Annotated in this window: 14 protein-coding genes; 9 read left to right on the forward strand and 5 right to left on the reverse strand. The window is 67.0% G+C overall.

Annotation, left to right across the window (positions count from 1 at the left end):
* Positions 1–179: 179 nt before the first annotated feature.
* The 4 genes from SSOG_RS36485 (at position 180) to SSOG_RS36500 (ending at position 4,424) form a co-directional block, all read left to right on the forward strand.
* Positions 180–1,283 (forward strand): 4Fe-4S binding protein, encoded by a 1,104-nt coding sequence (locus SSOG_RS36485; protein WP_009719292.1) that lies wholly within the window; start codon positions 180–182, stop codon positions 1,281–1,283.
* Between the two features lie 75 nt (positions 1,284–1,358).
* On the forward strand, positions 1,359–2,657 hold the full coding sequence (locus tag SSOG_RS36490; protein ID WP_009719293.1) for an SNG1 family protein: 1,299 nt from the start codon (positions 1,359–1,361) through the stop codon (positions 2,655–2,657).
* A gap of 110 nt (positions 2,658–2,767) precedes the next feature.
* Entirely contained in the window at positions 2,768–3,337 is a 570-nt protein-coding gene (locus SSOG_RS36495) for a TetR/AcrR family transcriptional regulator (RefSeq protein WP_009719294.1), read from the forward strand.
* 271 nt (positions 3,338–3,608) lie between these two features.
* Positions 3,609–4,424 (forward strand): oxidoreductase, encoded by an 816-nt coding sequence (locus SSOG_RS36500; protein ID WP_106516510.1) that lies wholly within the window; start codon positions 3,609–3,611, stop codon positions 4,422–4,424.
* A 220-nt stretch (positions 4,425–4,644) separates the two neighbouring features.
* Here SSOG_RS36500 and SSOG_RS55070 read toward each other — a convergent pair whose 3' ends face one another.
* The 4 genes from SSOG_RS55070 to SSOG_RS36520 form a co-directional block, all read right to left on the reverse strand.
* The gene (locus tag SSOG_RS55070) at positions 4,645–4,863 is read right to left on the reverse strand and encodes an alpha/beta hydrolase family protein (RefSeq protein WP_050800065.1); all 219 of its coding nucleotides are present in this window, start codon (positions 4,861–4,863) and stop codon (positions 4,645–4,647) included.
* Positions 4,864–5,367: 504 nt separating this feature from the next.
* Positions 5,368–6,075 (reverse strand): nitroreductase, encoded by a 708-nt coding sequence (locus SSOG_RS36510; RefSeq protein ID WP_009719297.1) that lies wholly within the window; start codon positions 6,073–6,075, stop codon positions 5,368–5,370.
* Positions 6,076–6,162: 87 nt separating this feature from the next.
* Complete coding sequence (locus tag SSOG_RS36515; protein ID WP_245606448.1) at positions 6,163–6,924, reverse strand: NADPH-dependent F420 reductase; 762 nt, start codon at positions 6,922–6,924, stop codon at positions 6,163–6,165.
* Positions 6,925–7,010: 86 nt separating this feature from the next.
* Positions 7,011–7,607 carry a TetR/AcrR family transcriptional regulator gene (locus SSOG_RS36520; RefSeq protein WP_009719299.1) on the reverse strand — a complete coding sequence of 199 codons (597 nt, stop codon included), beginning with the start codon at positions 7,605–7,607 and terminating at the stop codon, positions 7,011–7,013.
* Positions 7,608–7,806: 199 nt separating this feature from the next.
* On the opposite strand from SSOG_RS36520, the gene SSOG_RS36525 reads away from it, so the two are divergent.
* From SSOG_RS36525 to SSOG_RS36535, 3 genes are read left to right on the forward strand one after another with little or no spacing between them, the layout of a single operon-like run.
* On the forward strand, positions 7,807–8,508 hold the full coding sequence (locus tag SSOG_RS36525; protein ID WP_009719300.1) for an SDR family oxidoreductase: 702 nt from the start codon (positions 7,807–7,809) through the stop codon (positions 8,506–8,508).
* Between the two features lie 30 nt (positions 8,509–8,538).
* Positions 8,539–9,570: an alpha/beta fold hydrolase gene (locus SSOG_RS36530; protein WP_039939517.1), complete on the forward strand. Its 1,032-nt coding sequence runs from the start codon at positions 8,539–8,541 to the stop codon at positions 9,568–9,570.
* Entirely contained in the window at positions 9,563–10,582 is a 1,020-nt protein-coding gene (locus SSOG_RS36535) for an NmrA family NAD(P)-binding protein (protein WP_245606449.1), read from the forward strand. Before SSOG_RS36530 ends, SSOG_RS36535 begins: the two co-directional genes overlap by 8 nt.
* A gap of 40 nt (positions 10,583–10,622) precedes the next feature.
* Here SSOG_RS36535 and SSOG_RS36540 read toward each other — a convergent pair whose 3' ends face one another.
* Complete coding sequence (locus SSOG_RS36540) at positions 10,623–11,261, reverse strand: TetR/AcrR family transcriptional regulator (protein ID WP_009719303.1); 639 nt, start codon at positions 11,259–11,261, stop codon at positions 10,623–10,625.
* A gap of 51 nt (positions 11,262–11,312) precedes the next feature.
* On the opposite strand from SSOG_RS36540, the gene SSOG_RS36545 reads away from it, so the two are divergent.
* Together SSOG_RS36545 and SSOG_RS36550 are read left to right on the forward strand one after the other, a co-directional pair.
* Positions 11,313–13,742, forward strand: a complete 2,430-nt coding sequence (locus SSOG_RS36545; protein WP_245606450.1) for an MMPL family transporter — start codon at positions 11,313–11,315, stop codon at positions 13,740–13,742.
* Positions 13,743–14,638: 896 nt separating this feature from the next.
* Positions 14,639–18,361 (forward strand): DNRLRE domain-containing protein, encoded by a 3,723-nt coding sequence (locus SSOG_RS36550; protein ID WP_009719305.1) that lies wholly within the window; start codon positions 14,639–14,641, stop codon positions 18,359–18,361.
* Positions 18,362–18,421: the final 60 nt, after the last annotated feature.

Consider the following 18,421-nt stretch of genomic DNA (forward strand, 5'->3'; position numbering starts at 1 on the left):
ACCCTTCAGGGGCGACAGGTGCGGGGCAGGGGCAGGGACCATCACGGGACCACACGCCCTGCGGTCGGAGGACGGTCGGCCGCTTGGGCTTGCGTGCTGAAACTGATCGGTTTACCGTATTGGAAACTGATCGGTTTCTCGCTGTGGGAGATCGAAAACTGCACTCACCAGGGGATCGGATGACTACCGCGCACGACGCCGATCGGCAGAGGCCGGATCCGGAGCTTCCGGCGAAGCTGGCCGCGCACCCGTCGGTGCAGGCCGTACTCGCCCGGCGCAGGGCCGGTGACGCGGTGAGCCCGCCGACGGTGATCGACGCGGCCTGGCTGCGCGAACTATGCCTGGCGGCCGGTGCGGACGACGCGGCCGTGGTCAGCCTGGACCACCCCGACCTTGCCGGCGAGCGCGAGTACGCGCTGGCCGCGTTGCCCGGCACGCGCACCCTCGTCTCGATGGTGGTCCGGATGAACCGCGACAACTGCCGCTCCCCGGCCCGCAGCGTGGCCAACCGGGAGTTCCACCAGGCCGACGAGCAGGCCAACCACGCCGCCCGCAGTGTCACCCGAGCACTGCAGGACGCCGGCTACCGCGCGCTCAATCCTTCTGTCGGCTTCCCCCAGGAGATGGACCGCTTCCCCAGTGAGCGGATCTGGGTGGTGGCGCACAAGACCGTCGCGGTGGCCGCAGGGCTCGGCGTGATGGGCTTGCACCGCAACGTCATCCATCCCAAGTTCGGCAGCTTCGTGCTGCTGGCCACCGTCCTGGTGGATGCCCAGGTGAGCGAGTACGGGCAGGCGCTGGACTACAACCCCTGCATCGACTGCAAGCTGTGTGTCGCCGCCTGCCCGGTCGGTGCCATCAGCAAGGATGGAGACTTCGACTTCTTCGCCTGCACCACACATAACTACCGTGAGTTCATGAGCGGGTTCACCGACTGGGCGCAGACCGTGGCCGACAGCCAGGATGCCGCCGACTACCGCTCCCGGGTCACCGATTCCGAAAGCGCGTCCATGTGGCAGAGCCTGGCCTCTCCCCCCGGCTACAAGTCGGGCTACTGCCTGGCCGTCTGCCCCGGCGGAGAGGACGTCCTGGGCCCGTACCTGGAGGACCGCAAGACCTTCATGGACACCGTGCTGCGACCGCTCCAGGACAAGAAGGAAACCCTGTACGTCCTGCCGGGCTCCCATGCGCAGGAGTACGCGCAGCGCCGCTTTCCGCACAAGCCCGTCAAGGAAGTCACCGGCGGCTGGCAGCCCCCGGCGAAACGCCCCTCATCCTCCTGACCCGAGGGTTCTTCGGTGTACGACGCCTACGAGGGCTCTGTGCTCGCGCTCACGACGAACCCCTCGGAGTAAGTCATGAAGGAAATTCACCCCTTCCGCGTCCTGCGGGCCAAGCCGCTGTGGATCGTCAATGGCGTCATCACAGGTGTCCTCGCGCTGCTGTTCACCGTGTTCTACGTCGGTGCCAACATCGATCCGGTCGATCACATGAAGAAGTTGCCTGTGGGTCTGGTCAACGTCGACACGGGGGCCGCTGTCGGTGGCAAGCAGGTCAACCTGGGGGCGCGGATCACTGAGTCGATCAAGAAGTCCACTACGAGCGGGGACAAGATCGACTGGAGGGTGATGGACGAGAAGGAGGCGAAGGAGGAGCTCGGCGAGGGCAAGCTGTACGGCGCGCTCGTCGTGCCCGACAACTTCACGTCCTCCGTCACCGCACTGACCGGCACCGCAGCGACCAAGAGCCCGGTTCGCCCGACGCTGAAGGTGCTGACCAACCAGTCCGCCGGCAGCCTGGGCTCCAGCCTGGCCCGGACGGCTTCGACCGCGGCGGCCGAGAGTGCCTCGCTCCAGGTGGGCAAGGAACTGACCGCGCAGAACGGGGCCGGGCAGGCGAAGCTGCCCGCCGCGGCGCGCGTCCTGCTGGCCGACCCGGCCGCCGTCACGGTTGAGGACGGTCATCCGCTCCACTCGCACAGCGGCCTGGGCCTGACCGCGTTCTACTACGCGCTCGTCCTCGTGGTCTGTGGCATGCTCTCCGCCAATGTCATCAGCGGCCAGGCGGACCACGCCCTCGGCTACACACACAACGACATGGGCCCACTGCGCCTGCACCGCCCGCTGATCCGGGCGACCAGGGTACAGACCCTGGCCATCAGCAGCACGCTCATGATCGGTCTGTCGCTGCTGATGGGGACCCTGGTCATGGTCGGCGCGGTCGGCATCATGGGCATGGACGCCTCCCATCTACCGCTGCTGTGGCTGTACTCGGTGTGCGCCATCGCGGTCTCCGGGATCGGTGCGCTCGCCCTCCTTGCCGTGTTCGGCACGCCCGGCATGCTGGTCGTCACGCTGGTCTTCATCGGGATGGCGGTGCCGACGGCTGGTGCCACCACCCCGATCGAGGCGTTGCCGGGCTTCTACCGCTTCCTCGCGGAGTTCGAGCCGTTGCGGCAGATCGCCGACGGTGTCCGCTCGATTCTCTACTACGACGCCCAGGCCGACGCCGGTCTGGCCCGGGGGTGGGTGATGATGGCCGCCGGTCTCGTGGTGGCCGCGCTTTTCGGCTTCGGTGTGACGGGCTGGTACGACCGCAAGGGGCTGCACCGCATCCCCGCCGAGGCGAAGCCTGATGGGATCGCCGTCCCGGTGTAGCGGAACGTCGCCCCGGACGGGCTCGGCTGTGCGCGATGCCGGATATCGCCCCGACACACCCTGGAAACCGATCGGTTTTCATTTCAATGAAATCGAGTTACCCTCCGAGTATGACCACCGAGGCGAAGCCAAGTTCCCGAGAGCGGCTGCTGGAGGCGGCGGCCACGCTCACGTACCGAGACGGTGTCGGTATCGGTGTCGAGGCGCTGTGCAAGGCGGCGGGGGTGTCGAAGCGCTCCATGTACATGCTGTTCGACAGCAAGGAAGAGCTGCTGGCGGCGAGCCTGGAGGAGCGCGCCTCCGCCTTCGTGGCGAGGCTCCTGCCAGCGGCGGACGACGGCCACTCACCCCGCGAGCGGATCCTCCACGTCTTCGGGAATGTGGAATCGCAGGCGAGTGCTCCCGAGTTCCGTGGCTGTCGGTACCTCGCGGTGCAGATCGAGCTCAAGGATCAGAGCCACCCTGCGAGTCGGGTGGCGCACCGGATCAAGGGAAACCTGACGGCCTTTTTCCGTGCCGAGGCCGAACAGGGGGGCGCGAGCGATCCGGACCTGCTGGCCCGGCAGCTCAGTCTGGTCTTCGACGGCGCCAGTGCCCGTGCGGGGATCGGAGCCGACAACCTCACGGGGCTCATCGCGCCCACTGTGGTCACTCTGCTGGATGCGGCAGGCATGCGCTGACGCGTCGGCTCTTCGAGCGGGCTCGGTGACTGATGTGCTCCGCGGTTGGATTGGATACCCGTCCCTGGTGGCCCGAGTAGCTCCCACGGCTTCACACCTCCCGGTGTCCGGGAGGGAGCCCGAGGGGGCGTAACAGCGTGGATCACCCTGCCCTCCGGTGCTTGCCGCGATGACATGTCCCGGTGCGTGCCCTCCTTGGGCTTGCGCATGGAAACCGATCGGTTTACGGTGAGAAAACCGATCGGTTTTTCAATGGTTTCGGGAGTCCATGATGAGGAGACATCGGCCGGTGGCGCTCGTGACGGGTGCGTCATCCGGTATCGGGAAGGCGGCCGCGCTCGCGCTGGTCGAAGCGGGTTTCGACGTGGTCGGCACGAGCCGCGACACCTCACGCGTCGCCCCCCTTGACGGCGTGACCTTCCTCGACCTCGACGTGGCCGGTGACGCGTCGGTCACCGCCGTGGTCCAGCAGGTGGTCGACCGGTTCGGGCAGATCGACGTCCTGGTCAACAACGCCGGTATGGGCTTGATGGGTGCGGCCGAGGAGAACTCCGTCGCACAGGCCCAGGGCGTCTTCGACGTCAACGTCTTCGGCGTGATGCGTATGGTGAAGGCGGTCCTGCCGCACATGCGTGCCCGGGGACGCGGACGCATCATCAACCTCTCTTCCGTGCTCGGCTTCCTCCCCTCGCCTTACATGGCCGTCTACGCCGCGTCCAAGCATGCGATCGAGGGGTACTCCGAGTCCCTGGACCACGAGGTCCGCGAGCACGGTGTCCGGGTGCTTCTCGTCGAACCCGCCTACACCAGCACCGGATTCGAGGCCAACAGTCCGCGGCCCGACACGCCCCTGCCGGTCTACGCGGACCAGCGGCGCGCCTTCGACCGCATGATGGAAACCGCGATCAAGGACGGCGACGACCCCGGCATCGTCGCCAAAGTGATCGTCGCGGCGGCGACCGATCCGAAGCCGAAGCTGCGCTACACCGCCGGTCCGACGGCCGGACGCGCAAGCGCACTGCGCCGCTTCGCTCCTGCCGGTGTCTTCGACAAGCAGATCCGCAAGCTCAACCGGCTGGTCGGCTGACACCTGCCCGCACCCCAGCACACCCGCAAGAGTTCGACGTTCCGGCGCAGACGCATGACGGCACCGTGCCCCCAGCCGTCAGCCGAAGCCACGCAGCAACTGAGCTGCTTGGAGGTCTTGCGGGGGATCAGCGTGGCTCAGCCGTGCCACTACAACCTGCCTGGTCTTCCCGGCCGGCGGGCTCGTCGGAATGTGTCTGCCGGGTCCGGCCGATCGGCTGTCAGCCGAGGCCGAGGATGGCATCGACCAGTAGGTCCGGCTGCTGCTCCTGCAGGAAGTGACCGGCGTCGGGCACCGTCACGTGGTCCCGCCCCTGCGCGCCTGGGACGCGGGCTTGGAAGATCCGCTCAAATGCGAGCGTGACGTCTTCGTGTTCGGCGAAGGCGGTCAGGAAGGGTTTTTCGAAGGCTGCCAGTCCGGCCCAGGCGCGGTTCAGCATCGAGGCGGGCGGGTCTGTGGCGTCGAGTGGTACGAGCTGCGGGAACTTCCGTACTCCGGCGAAGTGCCGCTCGGACGGGAAGGGAGCGTCGTAACCGGCTGTGTCCTCCTCGGTGAGGACGTGGGCGGTCTGGTTGAGGGCGCTCTCGGGGCTGCCGACGGCCTACGAGGCGGTCAGGTCGGGCGACTCGGACTGCTCCCGCCAGCGCAGGAGTGCGCTGGCCGCAGGCGCGAACTGCTGCGGGGTGAACGCGGCCATGACGTCCGGGGCGGCGGTCATGCGGTCGGGCCCTGAGTGGTGGACGTCATCGGGGTCGTCCAGGATCCCCTTGGGCTGCGGCCCAATCGCGTAACCGAGGGACGCACGCTCTGGCGGTCTGCGCTACTCGTGGTGGGGTCGGGGGCTGTTGCCCGCACGACAGCCCCCAGCGGTGTGGACGCCTCGGCCGGCCGGTCGAGGCGTCGGCCCCGGCTTACGTGCCAGTGTCCCTTGTCGGTGGAGGATCTACTGCTCGTCGAGGACTCCGGGGGTCTCGTGCAGGACGACGCTGTGCTCGAGCGGCACTCGTCCCATGCGGAAGCTGTTCGCCGGTGCGGCCGGGTCCGCTGTGCCGAAGGAGATGCCGAACAACAGCTTGAGCTCCTCGGGAACGCCCAGGAATTCGCGGATGGTGTCGGCGTAGAACCCGAGCATGGTCTGCGGGATGCCGTCGAATCCCCGGGCGGTCAGCGAGAGAAGGAAGTTCTGCGCGTACATGCCGATGTCACCGGCCGCCCGCACTCCGTCTCCGAACACCGGCATGAAGAGAAGGGCGACATGGGGTGCACCGTAGAAGTCCAGGTTCTCGCGGGCCGCTGCCTTCCTGGCTGCCCGGTCCGAGCGCGGTATGCCCATGGCCTGATAGACGGTCGCGGCGTGGTTGTGCGCACGGTCGAGGTAGGCGCCGTCGCCGAAGTCGGCGTAGTCGAAGGTGAAGTCGTAGGAGAACCGCTCCTCCTCATCGGCCTGGAGCAGTTCCTTGCTCAGGGCATCCCGTGCCGCGCCCGAGACGACATGCACCGTCCACGGCTGGGTGTTGCAGTTCGACGGGGCAGCTTGAGCATCTTCCAGCACGCCACGGATCTCCGACGGGGACAGCGGGTCGGGCAGGAACTTCCGAACGGAGCGCCGGGACCGCACGATGTCGGTGAAGGGCGAAGCCGTGGTGGGCAAAGCGATTCCTCTCAAGTGTGCTCAGCGCGCGTGATCGCGGCTGTGCCTCATGGGGTTGGTTGCGGCCGGGTGGCGGCGCAGCGTGTGTCAGCGGTGGACGGAGCGGTTGAGCTCGACGACCTCCTCCAGCGTGGGTGCGGATGCGAAGGCGGCGAAGCGCTCCATCATGCGGTCACGGTTGCGCGGGGCCTCGGCCCGGTCGGCCGCCTCCAGGGCCGGTCCCAGGTCCTCGAGGGTCAGCTCGGTGCAGTAGGCGGGCGTCATCGGCTGCTGGCGCCAAGAGGCGGCCAGTACCCCGGCGTCGAAGGGATCGAAGCCGCTCTCGTCCACCAGGCGCATGCCCACACGCCGTGCCTCATCGGAGTCGGCTGCGACCGGGAGCGCGACGCGGCCCGGGGTCCCCGCCGGAACGCCCTTGGTCTGCAACGTGCCGGCCAGGGCCGCGTTCCACGCCTTCACCACGGGCCGCCCCAACTGCTCGGCAACCCACAGGCTCTCCACCTGGCCGCACTCCACCGCGTCGATGGGACCGCCCAGGTGGGGGAAGTAGTTGGAGGTGTCGATGACCACGGTCTCGCTGGGCACGGAGGCGAAGAGCCCTGCCACCGTCGGGATCCGCCCGAAGGGGATGGAAAGGATCACCACGTCCTTGCCCTGCACGGCATCGGCCGCAGTCGCCGCGTGCGCCTCGAATTCCAGCGCAGTGGCATCGATCGTCTCCGGTCCCCGGGAGTTCGCCACCTGAACGTCGTGGCCGCCCGCGCTGAACGTGCGCGTCAGCGTCTTGCCTATCGGCCCTGTACCGATAACGCCAATTCTCATGATTTGTCCCTCTTGAAGTTGCGCCACCCCCGAGGAAGGGATGGCGAGGTGTGATGACGGTGCGGCGCCGCGAGGTGTCCCGGCAGTCCGCTGTGAGGTGAGCGGCTGGTGGCCTACTCCTCGTTGTCCCGCTCGCGGTATCCGCTTTCGATGAGTGCGCGGAGGCGGTCGAGTGATTCCTCGTCGGTGGCGCCGGTGCCCTTGATCCAGGAAACGGACACGGTCGCGAGGAACAGGTCGTATCCCTTCACCGACGCTCTCGCGTGGCCCGCGAGCTGCGCGGCCCGCACGTACTCCTCGGTGGCGGTGATCAGGTAGTCGCAGGGAAGGGTCAACGGGTTGTCCGGCTCCTGCTCCCTGGCCGCGGCCATGAGCGGTTCCGGCAGCCCGCTGAAGGCGCTGAAGTACTCCTCCATGGCCCGCAGCCACTGCCGCAGCGCCTCGGAGGCGTCACCGAGTGGCGCGATCTCCGCCCGGCGGGCCACCAGCTCCTCGGAGCGCGTCTGCAACACGGCTGCCAGCAGCGCCTCCCGGGTGGGGAAGTGCCGGTACAGCGTGCCGGGCCCGACGCCCGCCTCCTTGGCCACCGCCTCCAAGGAGGCACCAATCCCAGACCTCAAGAAATGACGCTGCGCTGCTTCCAGGAGGGCCGCACGGTTGCGCTGGACGTCCACGCGCGGTTTGCGCCCCTGTTGCCCCTTGACGCTCATGCGCCCTCCTGCCTCACGTGATGTTGCGGTTCTGAAAAAGCGGAGGGTGTCTCCGTGCAGGGTCGAGCGTAAAACGGAGGCAGTGTCCGGTCAACTCGACCCAACGCCCCCGGCGTGGCAGCGCTCGGCTGCCTTGCGTGATGAAACCGATCGGTTTACGGTGAAGGAAACCGGTCGGTTTCTTGCTTTGGAGGTAGCCGTGACAGCGATCAAGGGCGCCACCGTCTTCGTCACCGGAGGCGGCCGCGGTATCGGCAAGGAGCTGGTCGAGGAGCTCTACGCGCGCGGTGCCGGCAAGGTCTACGCCACGGCCCGTGACCCGCGCACGGTGGCGCACCCCCATGCCGTTCCGCTGGCGCTCGAGGTCACCGATCCGGCGTCCGTGGCGGCAGCCGCCGAGCAAGCCCAGGACGTCACCATCCTGATCAACAACGCCGGCGCCTCGGTCGGCGCTTCGTACCTCGACTCCGCGATGGAGGACGTGCGCCGGGATCTGGAGACCAACTTCTACGGGCCGCTGCTGGTCACCCGGGCTTTCGCGCCGATCATCGAGCGCAACGGCGGGGGCCACATCCTCAACGTCCACTCCGCCCTGTCCTGGCTGGCTGACGGAACGCCCTACAGCGCGTCCAAGGCCGCCCTGTGGTCGCAGACCAATTCCTTGCGCCTGGAGCTGCAGCCGCGCGGCATCGCGGTGACCGGGCTCCACGTGGCCTATGTGGACACGGGCATGACGTCGGCTGTCGACGCGCCCAAGGCCGACCCCCGCGAAGTCGCCGTGGCCGCGCTGGACGGTATCGCGGCGGGGGCACATGAGGTGCTGGCCGACGACACCACCCGCCGGGTCAAGTTGCAGCTCGCTGCTGACCTGGAAGTGATGTACGCGCAGTTGGCCCAGTAGCACGCACTTACTGATGCAAAGGAAATTCTTGTGGAAGGTCCGCTCACCCACCGCTTCGTCGACGTGAACGGCGTCAGGCTGCACATCGCCGAGCAGGGGCAGGGGCCGCTGGTCCTGCTGCTGCACGGCTGGCCGGAGAGCTGGTACTCCTGGCGTCACCAGTTCGGGGCGCTGGCGGCGGCCGGGTACCGGGGCGTCGCCCCCGACCAGCGCGGCTACGCCCGCAGTGAGCAGCCGCCGGACGTCAGCTCGTACACCCTGCTCCACCTCGTCGGCGACGTGATCGCCCTCATCGAGGAGCTGGGGGAGGAGCGGGCGGTCGTCGTTGGTCACGACTGGGGAGCACCCGTTGCCTGGACCGCGGCGATGCTGCGCCCGGACAAGATCCGTGCGGTGGCCGGGCTCAGTATTCCGCCCATTCTGCCCGGCGGGATGGTCCCGCCCTCGATCACCCGCACCCAGTACGGCCAGGGCTTCTACCAGATTTACTTCCAGCAGCCGGGAGTCGCTGACGCGGAGCTCGCCAAGGACATCCCGGACTCCTTCCGTCGACTGTTGGTCGGTGCCTCAGGCGACAACCCGCTCGGCAGGGAACCCCGCCCGCTGGTCATACCCGACGGTCTGGGCCTCCTGGACACCATGCCGGAGTCGCCCGCCCTCCCCGCCTGGCTGACGGAGGAGGACATCCAGGTATATGCCGATGACTACTCCCTGCACGGCGCTCAGGCATTCACTGGTGCTTTCAACTGGTACCGGAACATCGAACGCAACAACGAACTACTCGCGCCTTTCCGCGGGCGCGGGATCGACGTCCCCGCACTGTACGTGGTGGGAGACCGTGACATGGTCACCGCGTTGCGCGGGCCGGAAGGAGGCGGCCCGCTGAGCGATCTTTTTCGTGGCCAGGGCGAGTCGGGCAACACGCTGAGCGCTCTCGCGCCACGACTGCACGACCCGGTGGTCCTGACGGGATGCGGGCATTGGACGCAGCAGGAACGTCCCGCCGAGGTCAACGCCGCGCTCCTCGACTTCCTCGCCCGCATCGATGGCTCGAATGTCTGACCAGCTGACCCACCCCAACCAGACAGAGGACACGACGATGCCAGAGCGCAATCCCATCCTGATCACAGGTGCCGCCGGTGAAATCGGTGGCGTGAGCAGAACGATGGTCGAGATGCTGCTTGAACGAGGGCACCCGGTACGTGCGTTCGTGCGACGGGACGACGAACGCGCGCACGCGCTCCGCCAGGCCGGGGCCGAGGTCTTCGTGGGTGACCTGCTGAACATCGCCGACGTGACCGCCGCGCTGCAGGGTTGCCGACGCATCTACTTCAGCATGAGCCTGTCGCCGTACTACACCGACGCCGTCAGCCTGATGGCCGCGGCGGCGAGGGCCCACGGCGGCATCGAGGTCTTCGTCAACATTTCCGAGTTCGAGCAGTCGTTCATGACGTTCGAGAAGATGACCGCCCCGGACGAAGAACGGCGTTCGTGGCTTGGCGGGCTCATCGCGGACTGGTCGCCACAGCAGCGGGCCCACTGGGTCGCCGAGCAGGTGCTGGACTGGTCCGGTATCCCGACCGTCAATGTGCGGGCGGCCATGTTCGTCGAGAACCCCATCCTGACCTGGCTGGCGCTGGGCCCGCTGAGCAACGGTGAACTGCGCCTGCCCTTCGGCCGCCGGCGGCTCGCGCCCATCGCAAGTTACGACGTGGCGGAACTGTGCGCGAAGATCCTGGTCGACCCGGCGCCGCACATCTCGAAGTCCTATGAGCTCAACGGTCCGGAACTGAAGGACATGCACGGGTTCGCGGAGGACTATGGGGCCGCGCTGGGACGACAGGTCACTTACGTTGCCGAAGAGGTCGAAACCTGGAACGAGACCTTCGTGGACAGCGCCCTGGCCGACCTTCCGCACACTGCGGAGCACTTGAAGACCCTGACCCGGCTGGTCGCGGGCGGGGGCTACCGCGGCGTCACCGACCAGCTGGAAACCCTGCTCGGGCGTCCGCCGAAGACCGTGCTGTGGGCGCTGGAGAACCATCCGCGCATCCGGAAGCTGGCGTCTGCCTGAAGCGCAGTCCCTCACGCCGCCGAGGGCCGGGGCTGGTGGATTACGAGCGTGCGACGTTACTGACCGCGGCACGCAGGTCGTCCTCCCCGGCAAGCAGCGGGGGCAGGGGGGTTGCGTTGGCGGGGTTGAGCGAGTCGAAGAGCAGGGCGATGAAGCGGGCCCGCAGAGAGGGCGCGGTACCGGGGAGGGCGAGACCGGCGACCGCCATGACGAGGAAACGCGGGATGTCTTCCGCGGTGAGGTCGGAGCGGATCTCCTTCTGTTGCTGCGCGCGCAGCAACAAGGGGTGGAGAGAGTGGCTGAGGCGCTGGAGAGCCTCCACGGCCACGTCGGTGAAATTGCTGGCGAAGGTGACCAGCCCCCGTTCCTCGGTGATCAGGTCGAGCAAGTGCGTGGCGATGTCCTGGAGGGACCGGCGCGGGTGGGGGGCATCGGCGGCACGGTCGATGCAGGGCAGAAGGTCCGTCTCGAGGATGTCGTCGAGGACGGCCCGGACGATCGCCTCCCGGTTGGGGAAGTGGCGGTAGAGGGTGGCGATGCCCACGCCGGCCTCGGCCGCGATCTGCTCCAGGGATGCCTCGCCGGTGGCGAGGACGGTCCGTCCGGCAGCGGTGATGCGCTCGGCGCTGGTGCGCGCGTCGACCCTGCGTCGGCGGGCGCGGTCCTTCGTAGTTGCCATCGACAGCTCCTCCCTGCTCTGCGATGAAGGCTATCCTCCCCCGCTTTGATAGTGTCCTATCACTTTGATAGGAGACTATTACTTCGCGTCTGGTGTGGTCTCGACGCACGGAAGAGGGAGAGAGCTGTGTCCGTTCTGCTGTACCGGCTGGGAAGGTTCGCCTACGGCAAACCCTGGTACGTCATCGGGGGTTGGATGGCCGTGGTGACGGCCGTGGCGGGCCTCCTCCTGGCCAACCCGGTCAAGCTCAGCAACGAGGTCCGTATCGACGGCACCCCGTCCCAGAAGGTCATCGACGAACTGGCCAAGTCCCTGCCGGAGGCGTCCGGCGGGCAGGGCATGCTGGCCTTCAGGGCGCCGGACGGTGCCCGGATCGACGACGCGAAGGTCCAGGCCGCTCTGGCCTCGGCAGTGGATGCCGTCTACCGTCACGACCACGTCATCGACGCCCGGAAGGTCATGGCTCAGCAAGCCGCCCAGGGGAAGAACAGCCCACTGATACGGGGCCAGGCGGCGGTGGCTCAGGCTGCCGGACGGCCGTCCTCCGGCAAGGCGCCCGTCCCGTTACAGGTGGACGGCCGACCGGTGCCGGGGGTCACTGTCTCCGCCGATGGCTCGACAGCACTGATGCAGTTCCAATTCGACGAACAGACCTACGAGCTTCCCTCCGGGACGATCGACAGCACCGTCAAGGCCGCCGAGCGTCAGGCCGCACATGGCGGCCTCGAAGTCCTGCCGTCCGCGGCGATGATGGAGATCCCCGAGATCGTCGGCATCGGAGAGATCGTGGGTGTCGTCGTCGCGGCCATCGTCCTGCTGGTCACCCTGGGGTCGGTCGTGGCGGCGGGGCTACCCCTGGTCATCGCCCTGGTCGGTGTCACGGTGGGGGTGGGGGGAGCCTTCACTCTCTCCGCCGTCTTCGAAATCCACTCGCTCACCGCGGTCCTGGCTCTGATGCTGGGACTGGCCGTCGGTATCGACTACGCCCTGTTCATCGTCAATAGGGAACGCCGGCTGATCCTGGAGGATGGCCTGGACTCGCGCGAAGCGACCAGCCGCGCCGTCGGCACAGCCGGGAGCGCGGTCTTCTTCGCCGGCTGCACTGTCATCATCGCCTTGATGGGGCTCCTGGTCGTCAGGATCACCCTGCTCAGCACGATGGCGATCGTGGCGGCTGCCACGATCGCCCTGGCCGTCCTGCTCGCCCTGACCTTGCTGCCGGCGCTGCTGGGGCTGATCCAGGAACGCATCGCTCCCGCCCGGACCCGGAACAGGGTGCGGCAACAGAAGGCTTCCGCCGACCACGCTCGGGCAAGTCGCTGGGCAGCGCGCCTGATCCGCCACAAGTACCCGGCCCTCGCGTCCGCGCTCCTGATCCCCGTGATCCTGGCCGTGCCTGCCGCAGACATGAAGATGGGCCTGCCCTCCGGGGCCAGCTACAACACCGACACCGCGCAGCGACAGAGCTACGAGCTGGTCAGCGACGCCTACGGGCCCGGCTACAACGGCCCGCTCATGGTCGCCGTCACCTCTACCGCCAAGGGACAGCCCCTCACCCCGGCAACTCTCGCCGCAATCACCTCCGGCATCAAAGGCATCAAGGGCTCGACCTCGGTGTCCCTGGCCGGAATGAACAGCACCGGCACCACGGCCATCCTCAGCCTCATTCCCGGCAGTGGCCCGAACGACGACGCCACCAAGGACCTCGTCACCGCCATACGGGACAAGAGCGCACAGATCGGCGAAGCGCACGGTGTCACCATCGGTATCTCCGGCTTCACCGCCCTCGCGATCGATGTCTCCGACCGGCTCGCCGACGTCCTGCCCATCTACGTGGCAACCGTGCTCGCGCTCTCCCTGATCGTCCTGCTCCTGGTTTTCCGCTCCCTGATGATCCCGGTGATGGCCACCCTCGGCTTCCTGCTTTCCATCGGCGCCACCTTCGGCCTGACCACGGCTGTCTTCCAGTGGGGCTGGTTCCAGGACCTGATCGGACTCGATGCCAGGGCCCCTGTGGTGAGCCTGCTGCCCATCATCATCACCGGCGTCCTGTACGGGCTTGCCATGGACTACCAGATGTTCCTGGTCACCTCCATGCGGGAAGCCCACGTCCACGGCGCCACTCCGCTCAACGCCACCGTCACGGGATTCGCACGTGCCAGCTCCGTCGTCGTCGCGGCGGCCACCATCATGGTCTCCGTCTTCGCCGGATTCATCTTCAACTCCCAGCCCATGATCAAACAGGCCGGCTTCGCCCTGGCCGCCGGCATCCTCATCGACGCCTTCGTCATCCGCATGACCCTCATCCCCGCCACCATGGCAATCGCGCAGCAGAAAGCCTGGTGGCTACCCGCCCGGCTGGACCGCCTACTGCCCGACCTCGACGTCGAAGGCGACAAGCTCACGCAGAAGATCCCGCTGACCCATCCCGCGCCCCACCAACCGCACCCCACCGCGCAAAAGACCGAGACCACCGACTGACCTAACAGAGGAGGGTTCAACGCATAGCCTTTCCTCACGCACCCAATCGGTCATCCACGGGATGTTTCTGCAGACCCTGAGTTGTACGTCGGGCCGGTCGGCCTGGTCGTCAAGAGCCGCTCGTGGAGGGTGGTTAGATACGGGCAGACATGTGCGAAACGTCTTGACTCTCCTGGGACCAGTTTGGGACCACGCGATGTGCGCGCACCTGAACAACACCCCCGTGGATACTGAGGGTCAAGGGGGCGCAGGTTCAAATCCTGTCGTCCCGACGATGTTATTGCAGGTCGAAGGCCGTTTCCTCCGGAAGGCGGGGGCGGCCTTTTCGGTTGGTGGTCATTGGGTGGTCGCAGATCGGGTCCGTGCGCTTCTGATGGTGAGGCCAGTGGGTCCGGCCGTACCGTCAGTGACGGCCAGGCCGCCCGGGGCATGTTGACCCTGCCGCCTCAGTAGCGTTCGGCTTTCGCGCCGCAAGATGCTCTGGCCGCCCGCAGTATCAAGTGCTCCGGAGGCACAGTCAGCGTCATCGCCGGCGAACTCGGCCGGTCCATCGACCGTACGGCGACCGAAGCCGCCACCCGGGCGCGGCAAGCCGACCTCGCTGATCGCCGCTCAGTTGCGGCTTCGTTGGCGCGTACAGGAACTGCTAGAAACAGGCCAGATCTTGGCTTATCTATGCCGTAACCTCGGGTAAACGTCACAAGAGTCATATCTGATCTGTGACTTACAGCCGGATCACACCAATTTGCGGCCCTTGCCTGTCGGTGGTCGCCGTACAAAGGTTCCCGACGTAATAGTTCGAACATTCGATCTATCAGCCCACTCCGTGACTTGGAGTAGGTAGAGGGGGACATTTCAGGTTGTCTGGGTTATCCAGAACAAGACGCAGACTGTCCATGGCTTTAGGCACGATTCTGCTGACCACCAGCGGCGTGGCCGTAGTGATCGTCCCGGCGGCAGATGCCACCCCGTCGGTGACTGGCAAGGCACCTGGCCATGCTCCGGAGCCGAGCGAGGCCGATGTCCGAGAAGTCGACTTCGCATGGGCGGCCAAGCACAGCAAAGGTGGCATCCCCTGGGCGCTGACCCGGGCGAAGAGTACGGGGAAGAAGACGCTCGTCCCTGACGAGACCACGGCGACGTCCGTCACCTACGCGCACGCCGACGGCACGCTCACCTCCGAGCTCACCTCCGGCCCGGCCCGCATGCAGCAAGACGGCCGGTGGGTGGACGTGGACGCCAGGCTGACAACGGCCGCGGACGGCGGCGTGAAGGCGAAAGCACACCCGAACGGGCTGGAGCTCAGCGGCGGGGGCGGCACGCCCGCGAAGTCGTTGAAGGCCGCCGAGGAGGCCACGGCCCGCGATCTGGTCACCCTCGGGGAGGGCAACGAGCAGGTCATCCTGCAGTGGAAGGGCGGCCTGCCCAAGCCCGACCTGGACGGCACCCGCGCCACCTACAGGGACGCGCTGCCCGGCGCCGATGTCATCGTCGAGGCCACCCGCACCGGCTTCGAGCAGTACGTGAAGCTGGACCAGCGCCCCGCCGGTACCTACAGCTACACGATGCCGCTGAAAGCCAAGGGTCTGAAAGCCGCTGCGCGGAAGGACGGCTCCGTTCTCTTCACCGACGCGAAGACGGGCGCCGAGCGGGCCGTGATGCCCGCTCCGGTGATGTGGGACGCGGCCGTGGACAAGACGTCGGGCAAGCACGAGAACCGGCACCCGGTGGACATGAAGGTGGTCGACAAGGGCAACGGCGACGTCGATCTCGTCGTCACCCCCGACAGGGCGTGGCTGGCCGACCCGGCCACCCGGTATCCGGTCACCGTCGACCCCTCGACGGCGAACCTGACGAACGTCTTCGATACCTACGTCCAGCAGGGCGAGGCCGGGGATCTGTCCACCGACGTCGAGCTGGACTTCGGCAACCCCGGCACGACCAACAGCGATGGCACGCCACGCACCGCCAGGTCGTTCATCACCTGGAACACCGCGGCGTTCAAGGACGCGCTCGTCACGAAAGCGGACGTCAGCCTGTGGAACTTCCACTCCGGCAACGATGATTGCAAGGCGTATGAGTGGACCATCTGGGACACCACCGCCTCCTCCACCGCCTCGCGGTGGACGAAGCAGCCGACATGGCAGCAGCAGTACCATTCGTCCACCCAGACCAAGGGCAACCCTGCCTGCACTGCCGCCCCGGATGGCTGGATCAGCGCGGACGTCACCACGCTCGTGCAGAGCTGGGCCTCTGCCCAGGACGGCAAGGGCCACATGGGTCTGCGTGCCACCACGGACGACATCAAGGCGTGGAAGCGCGTCAACTCCGCGAATGCCACGTCGAATCCGCCGAAGCTGACCGTCACCTGGAACTACCGCCCCGGAGATGGCACCGCGCAGCAGGCCGGCGCGCCGTTCAAGTCCTACGCCGGGGTATGGGCCGTGAACACCACCACTCCCACGCTGCGGGACAAGTTCTCGGATGCCGACGGCGACACTGTCAACGGCACCTTCCAGGTCTATGACGCGGCGACGAACAAGCCCATCACCACCCCGGCCGGAGAGGGCCTGATCGTCTCCGAGTTCGTCAAGCCCGGCGAGTGGGCAAGCGTGAAGGTGCCAGCCGGGCAACTGGTCGACGGCAAGACTTACAAGTTCCGCACGAACGCCTACGACGGCACCCACTACAACCTGAACTTCTCGCCGTGGCGGGAGTTCGTCGTGGACACCACCGCCCCCGGTGTGCCGAAGAGCGTCGCGTCGGAAACGTACCCCGAGAACCTGCCGGGCGGCGCCGTGGGCGAACAGGGCCGGTTCGATGTGGATACCGGCGTCGATGACGCCCGCGACGTGGAGTACCGGATCGGGCCAGCCGACACCGACGACGACGGAAACAGCGGTAACACCAGTGCTGATGGGTGGCAGCGCGCCCCGACGACCAACAACGGCTTCGCCGCCAAGGCATCGTTCTACGCCGCCCCTGCCCAGGACGGCAACCTTCAGGCGGAGGTCCGGTCAGTGGACCGGGCCGACAACACGGGCGCGACGCGCGTCTACGGGTTCGCCTCGCCGAGGCGCACCGACACGGGCCGCGCCAAGAAGATCGACATCAACCTTCCCACGCCGAACATCGGCGCGACCGCGCCGGGGTATCACGATGAGCCACAGCCCGCGTGGGATTGGGCGACCGTACAGCGTGACGGCACGGTCAGGGACGGCAAGCCGAAGGTGTACCGCAGCACCGGTCCGAAGAGCAGTTCAACGGTGACATTGACGCCGCTGGCGGAGATGAAGCGCAGCCCGGCGGAAGCGAAGGCGGCGCGGCGGCAGGTGCGACTGCCCGAATACCCGGACCCGATCATCAAGGGGGCGTGGTGTGACCCGACGCTGGTGAACATCGAGATGCAGATGACGCGGACCGAGGCGTGTCTGCCGATGCAGGTGAGCTTTGAGGTCACGGACAAGACGTCCCAGCCGCCGAAGGTGTACCAGCAGATGTTCGACGTGCTGTACATGGTGAAGACCGACCCGGAAGGTAACAAGATAAGGACGTGGATGCAGATCGACCCGAAGGATTGGTCGATCCCTGCTCCCAAGCTGCCGTTTCCCGGCGGAGCCAACGGGATGATTCTGCTCGATGTCCAGTCGTGGTGCCAATCCGATGGCTGCAACAAGCAGGCCCAGGACTGGGACTTCTACGGTGGGCGGTCCCGGTGGAGCGGCAACCAAGACCAGCACATCATCACCGGAGTCGCCGACTTCGAGTGGAACGGCAACGTCAACAACTCCTCTGGGAGCAAGGACAAGGACCTGTCCAAGGAGCTTCCACTGCGGTGGTGGATGGACTGGGATACGACCATTCCAGGTATCCCTGATTCGACTGGTCAGGACGAGGGGCCGTCATTGCCGGTGATGGCCCGCTGCGACAAGGTGATCTCCGGCAAGGACCCGGGGTGTGTCCTCCCGTCGTACAAGCCGGGGTACACCATCAACTCCGAGGCGTTCCCGGGCGCGGCGGCACACATCTGGCTGATCCAGAACAAGCACGCGAAGAAGCTGGGCAAATCCCCGCTGACGCCGCTGCACTATCTGCCGTCCAAGGCGCGCAACGCCCCCGGCCAGGAGCCGGAGAACAAGCTGGACAACGGCAAGCCGGGTAACCGTAAGGCGGTGTGCGGGCGCGCGTTCCGCAAGCACAATGACACCGCCACGATTGCGACCCCCAACGGTAGGCCCGATCCGATCTCGTGTGACGAGTTCCCGTTCGCGGCGACGTATGAGTCTCCCGGATTCCCCGCCGCCAACGGCGGCCTGAACCCGGCCAAGAACATTGACTACGCGGGTCTGGAGTGCGTGCAGACGGTAGTGGCGAAGGGTGACGGAACTCGCGAGCACCTGTACAACGACACCACCTACGACGACCCCAAGTGGCCGGCGCTGTGCGGCCGGTCGTCGATGTCGAACTACATCAACACACAGTCGATGCAGCCATTCGGCGTAAGCTTCGCCAAGCAGTTCCGGCTCCTGGACTACGACGAGTACTGGGTCGACCCGGCCAACCCCCGGTTCGCGGACTGCGACCCGTCCAAGGCTGAGGTCAAGTGCAAGATGAACTGACTGGCCGCTGAGCTGTGAAGGTTCTGATGGCCTGGCTTGTGTAGTCCGGCATGCGGGGGC

Origin of the sequence: Streptomyces himastatinicus ATCC 53653 (genome assembly GCF_000158915.1) — a bacterium.
In the GTDB taxonomy this organism is placed as follows: Bacteria; Actinomycetota; Actinomycetes; order Streptomycetales; family Streptomycetaceae; genus Streptomyces; species Streptomyces himastatinicus.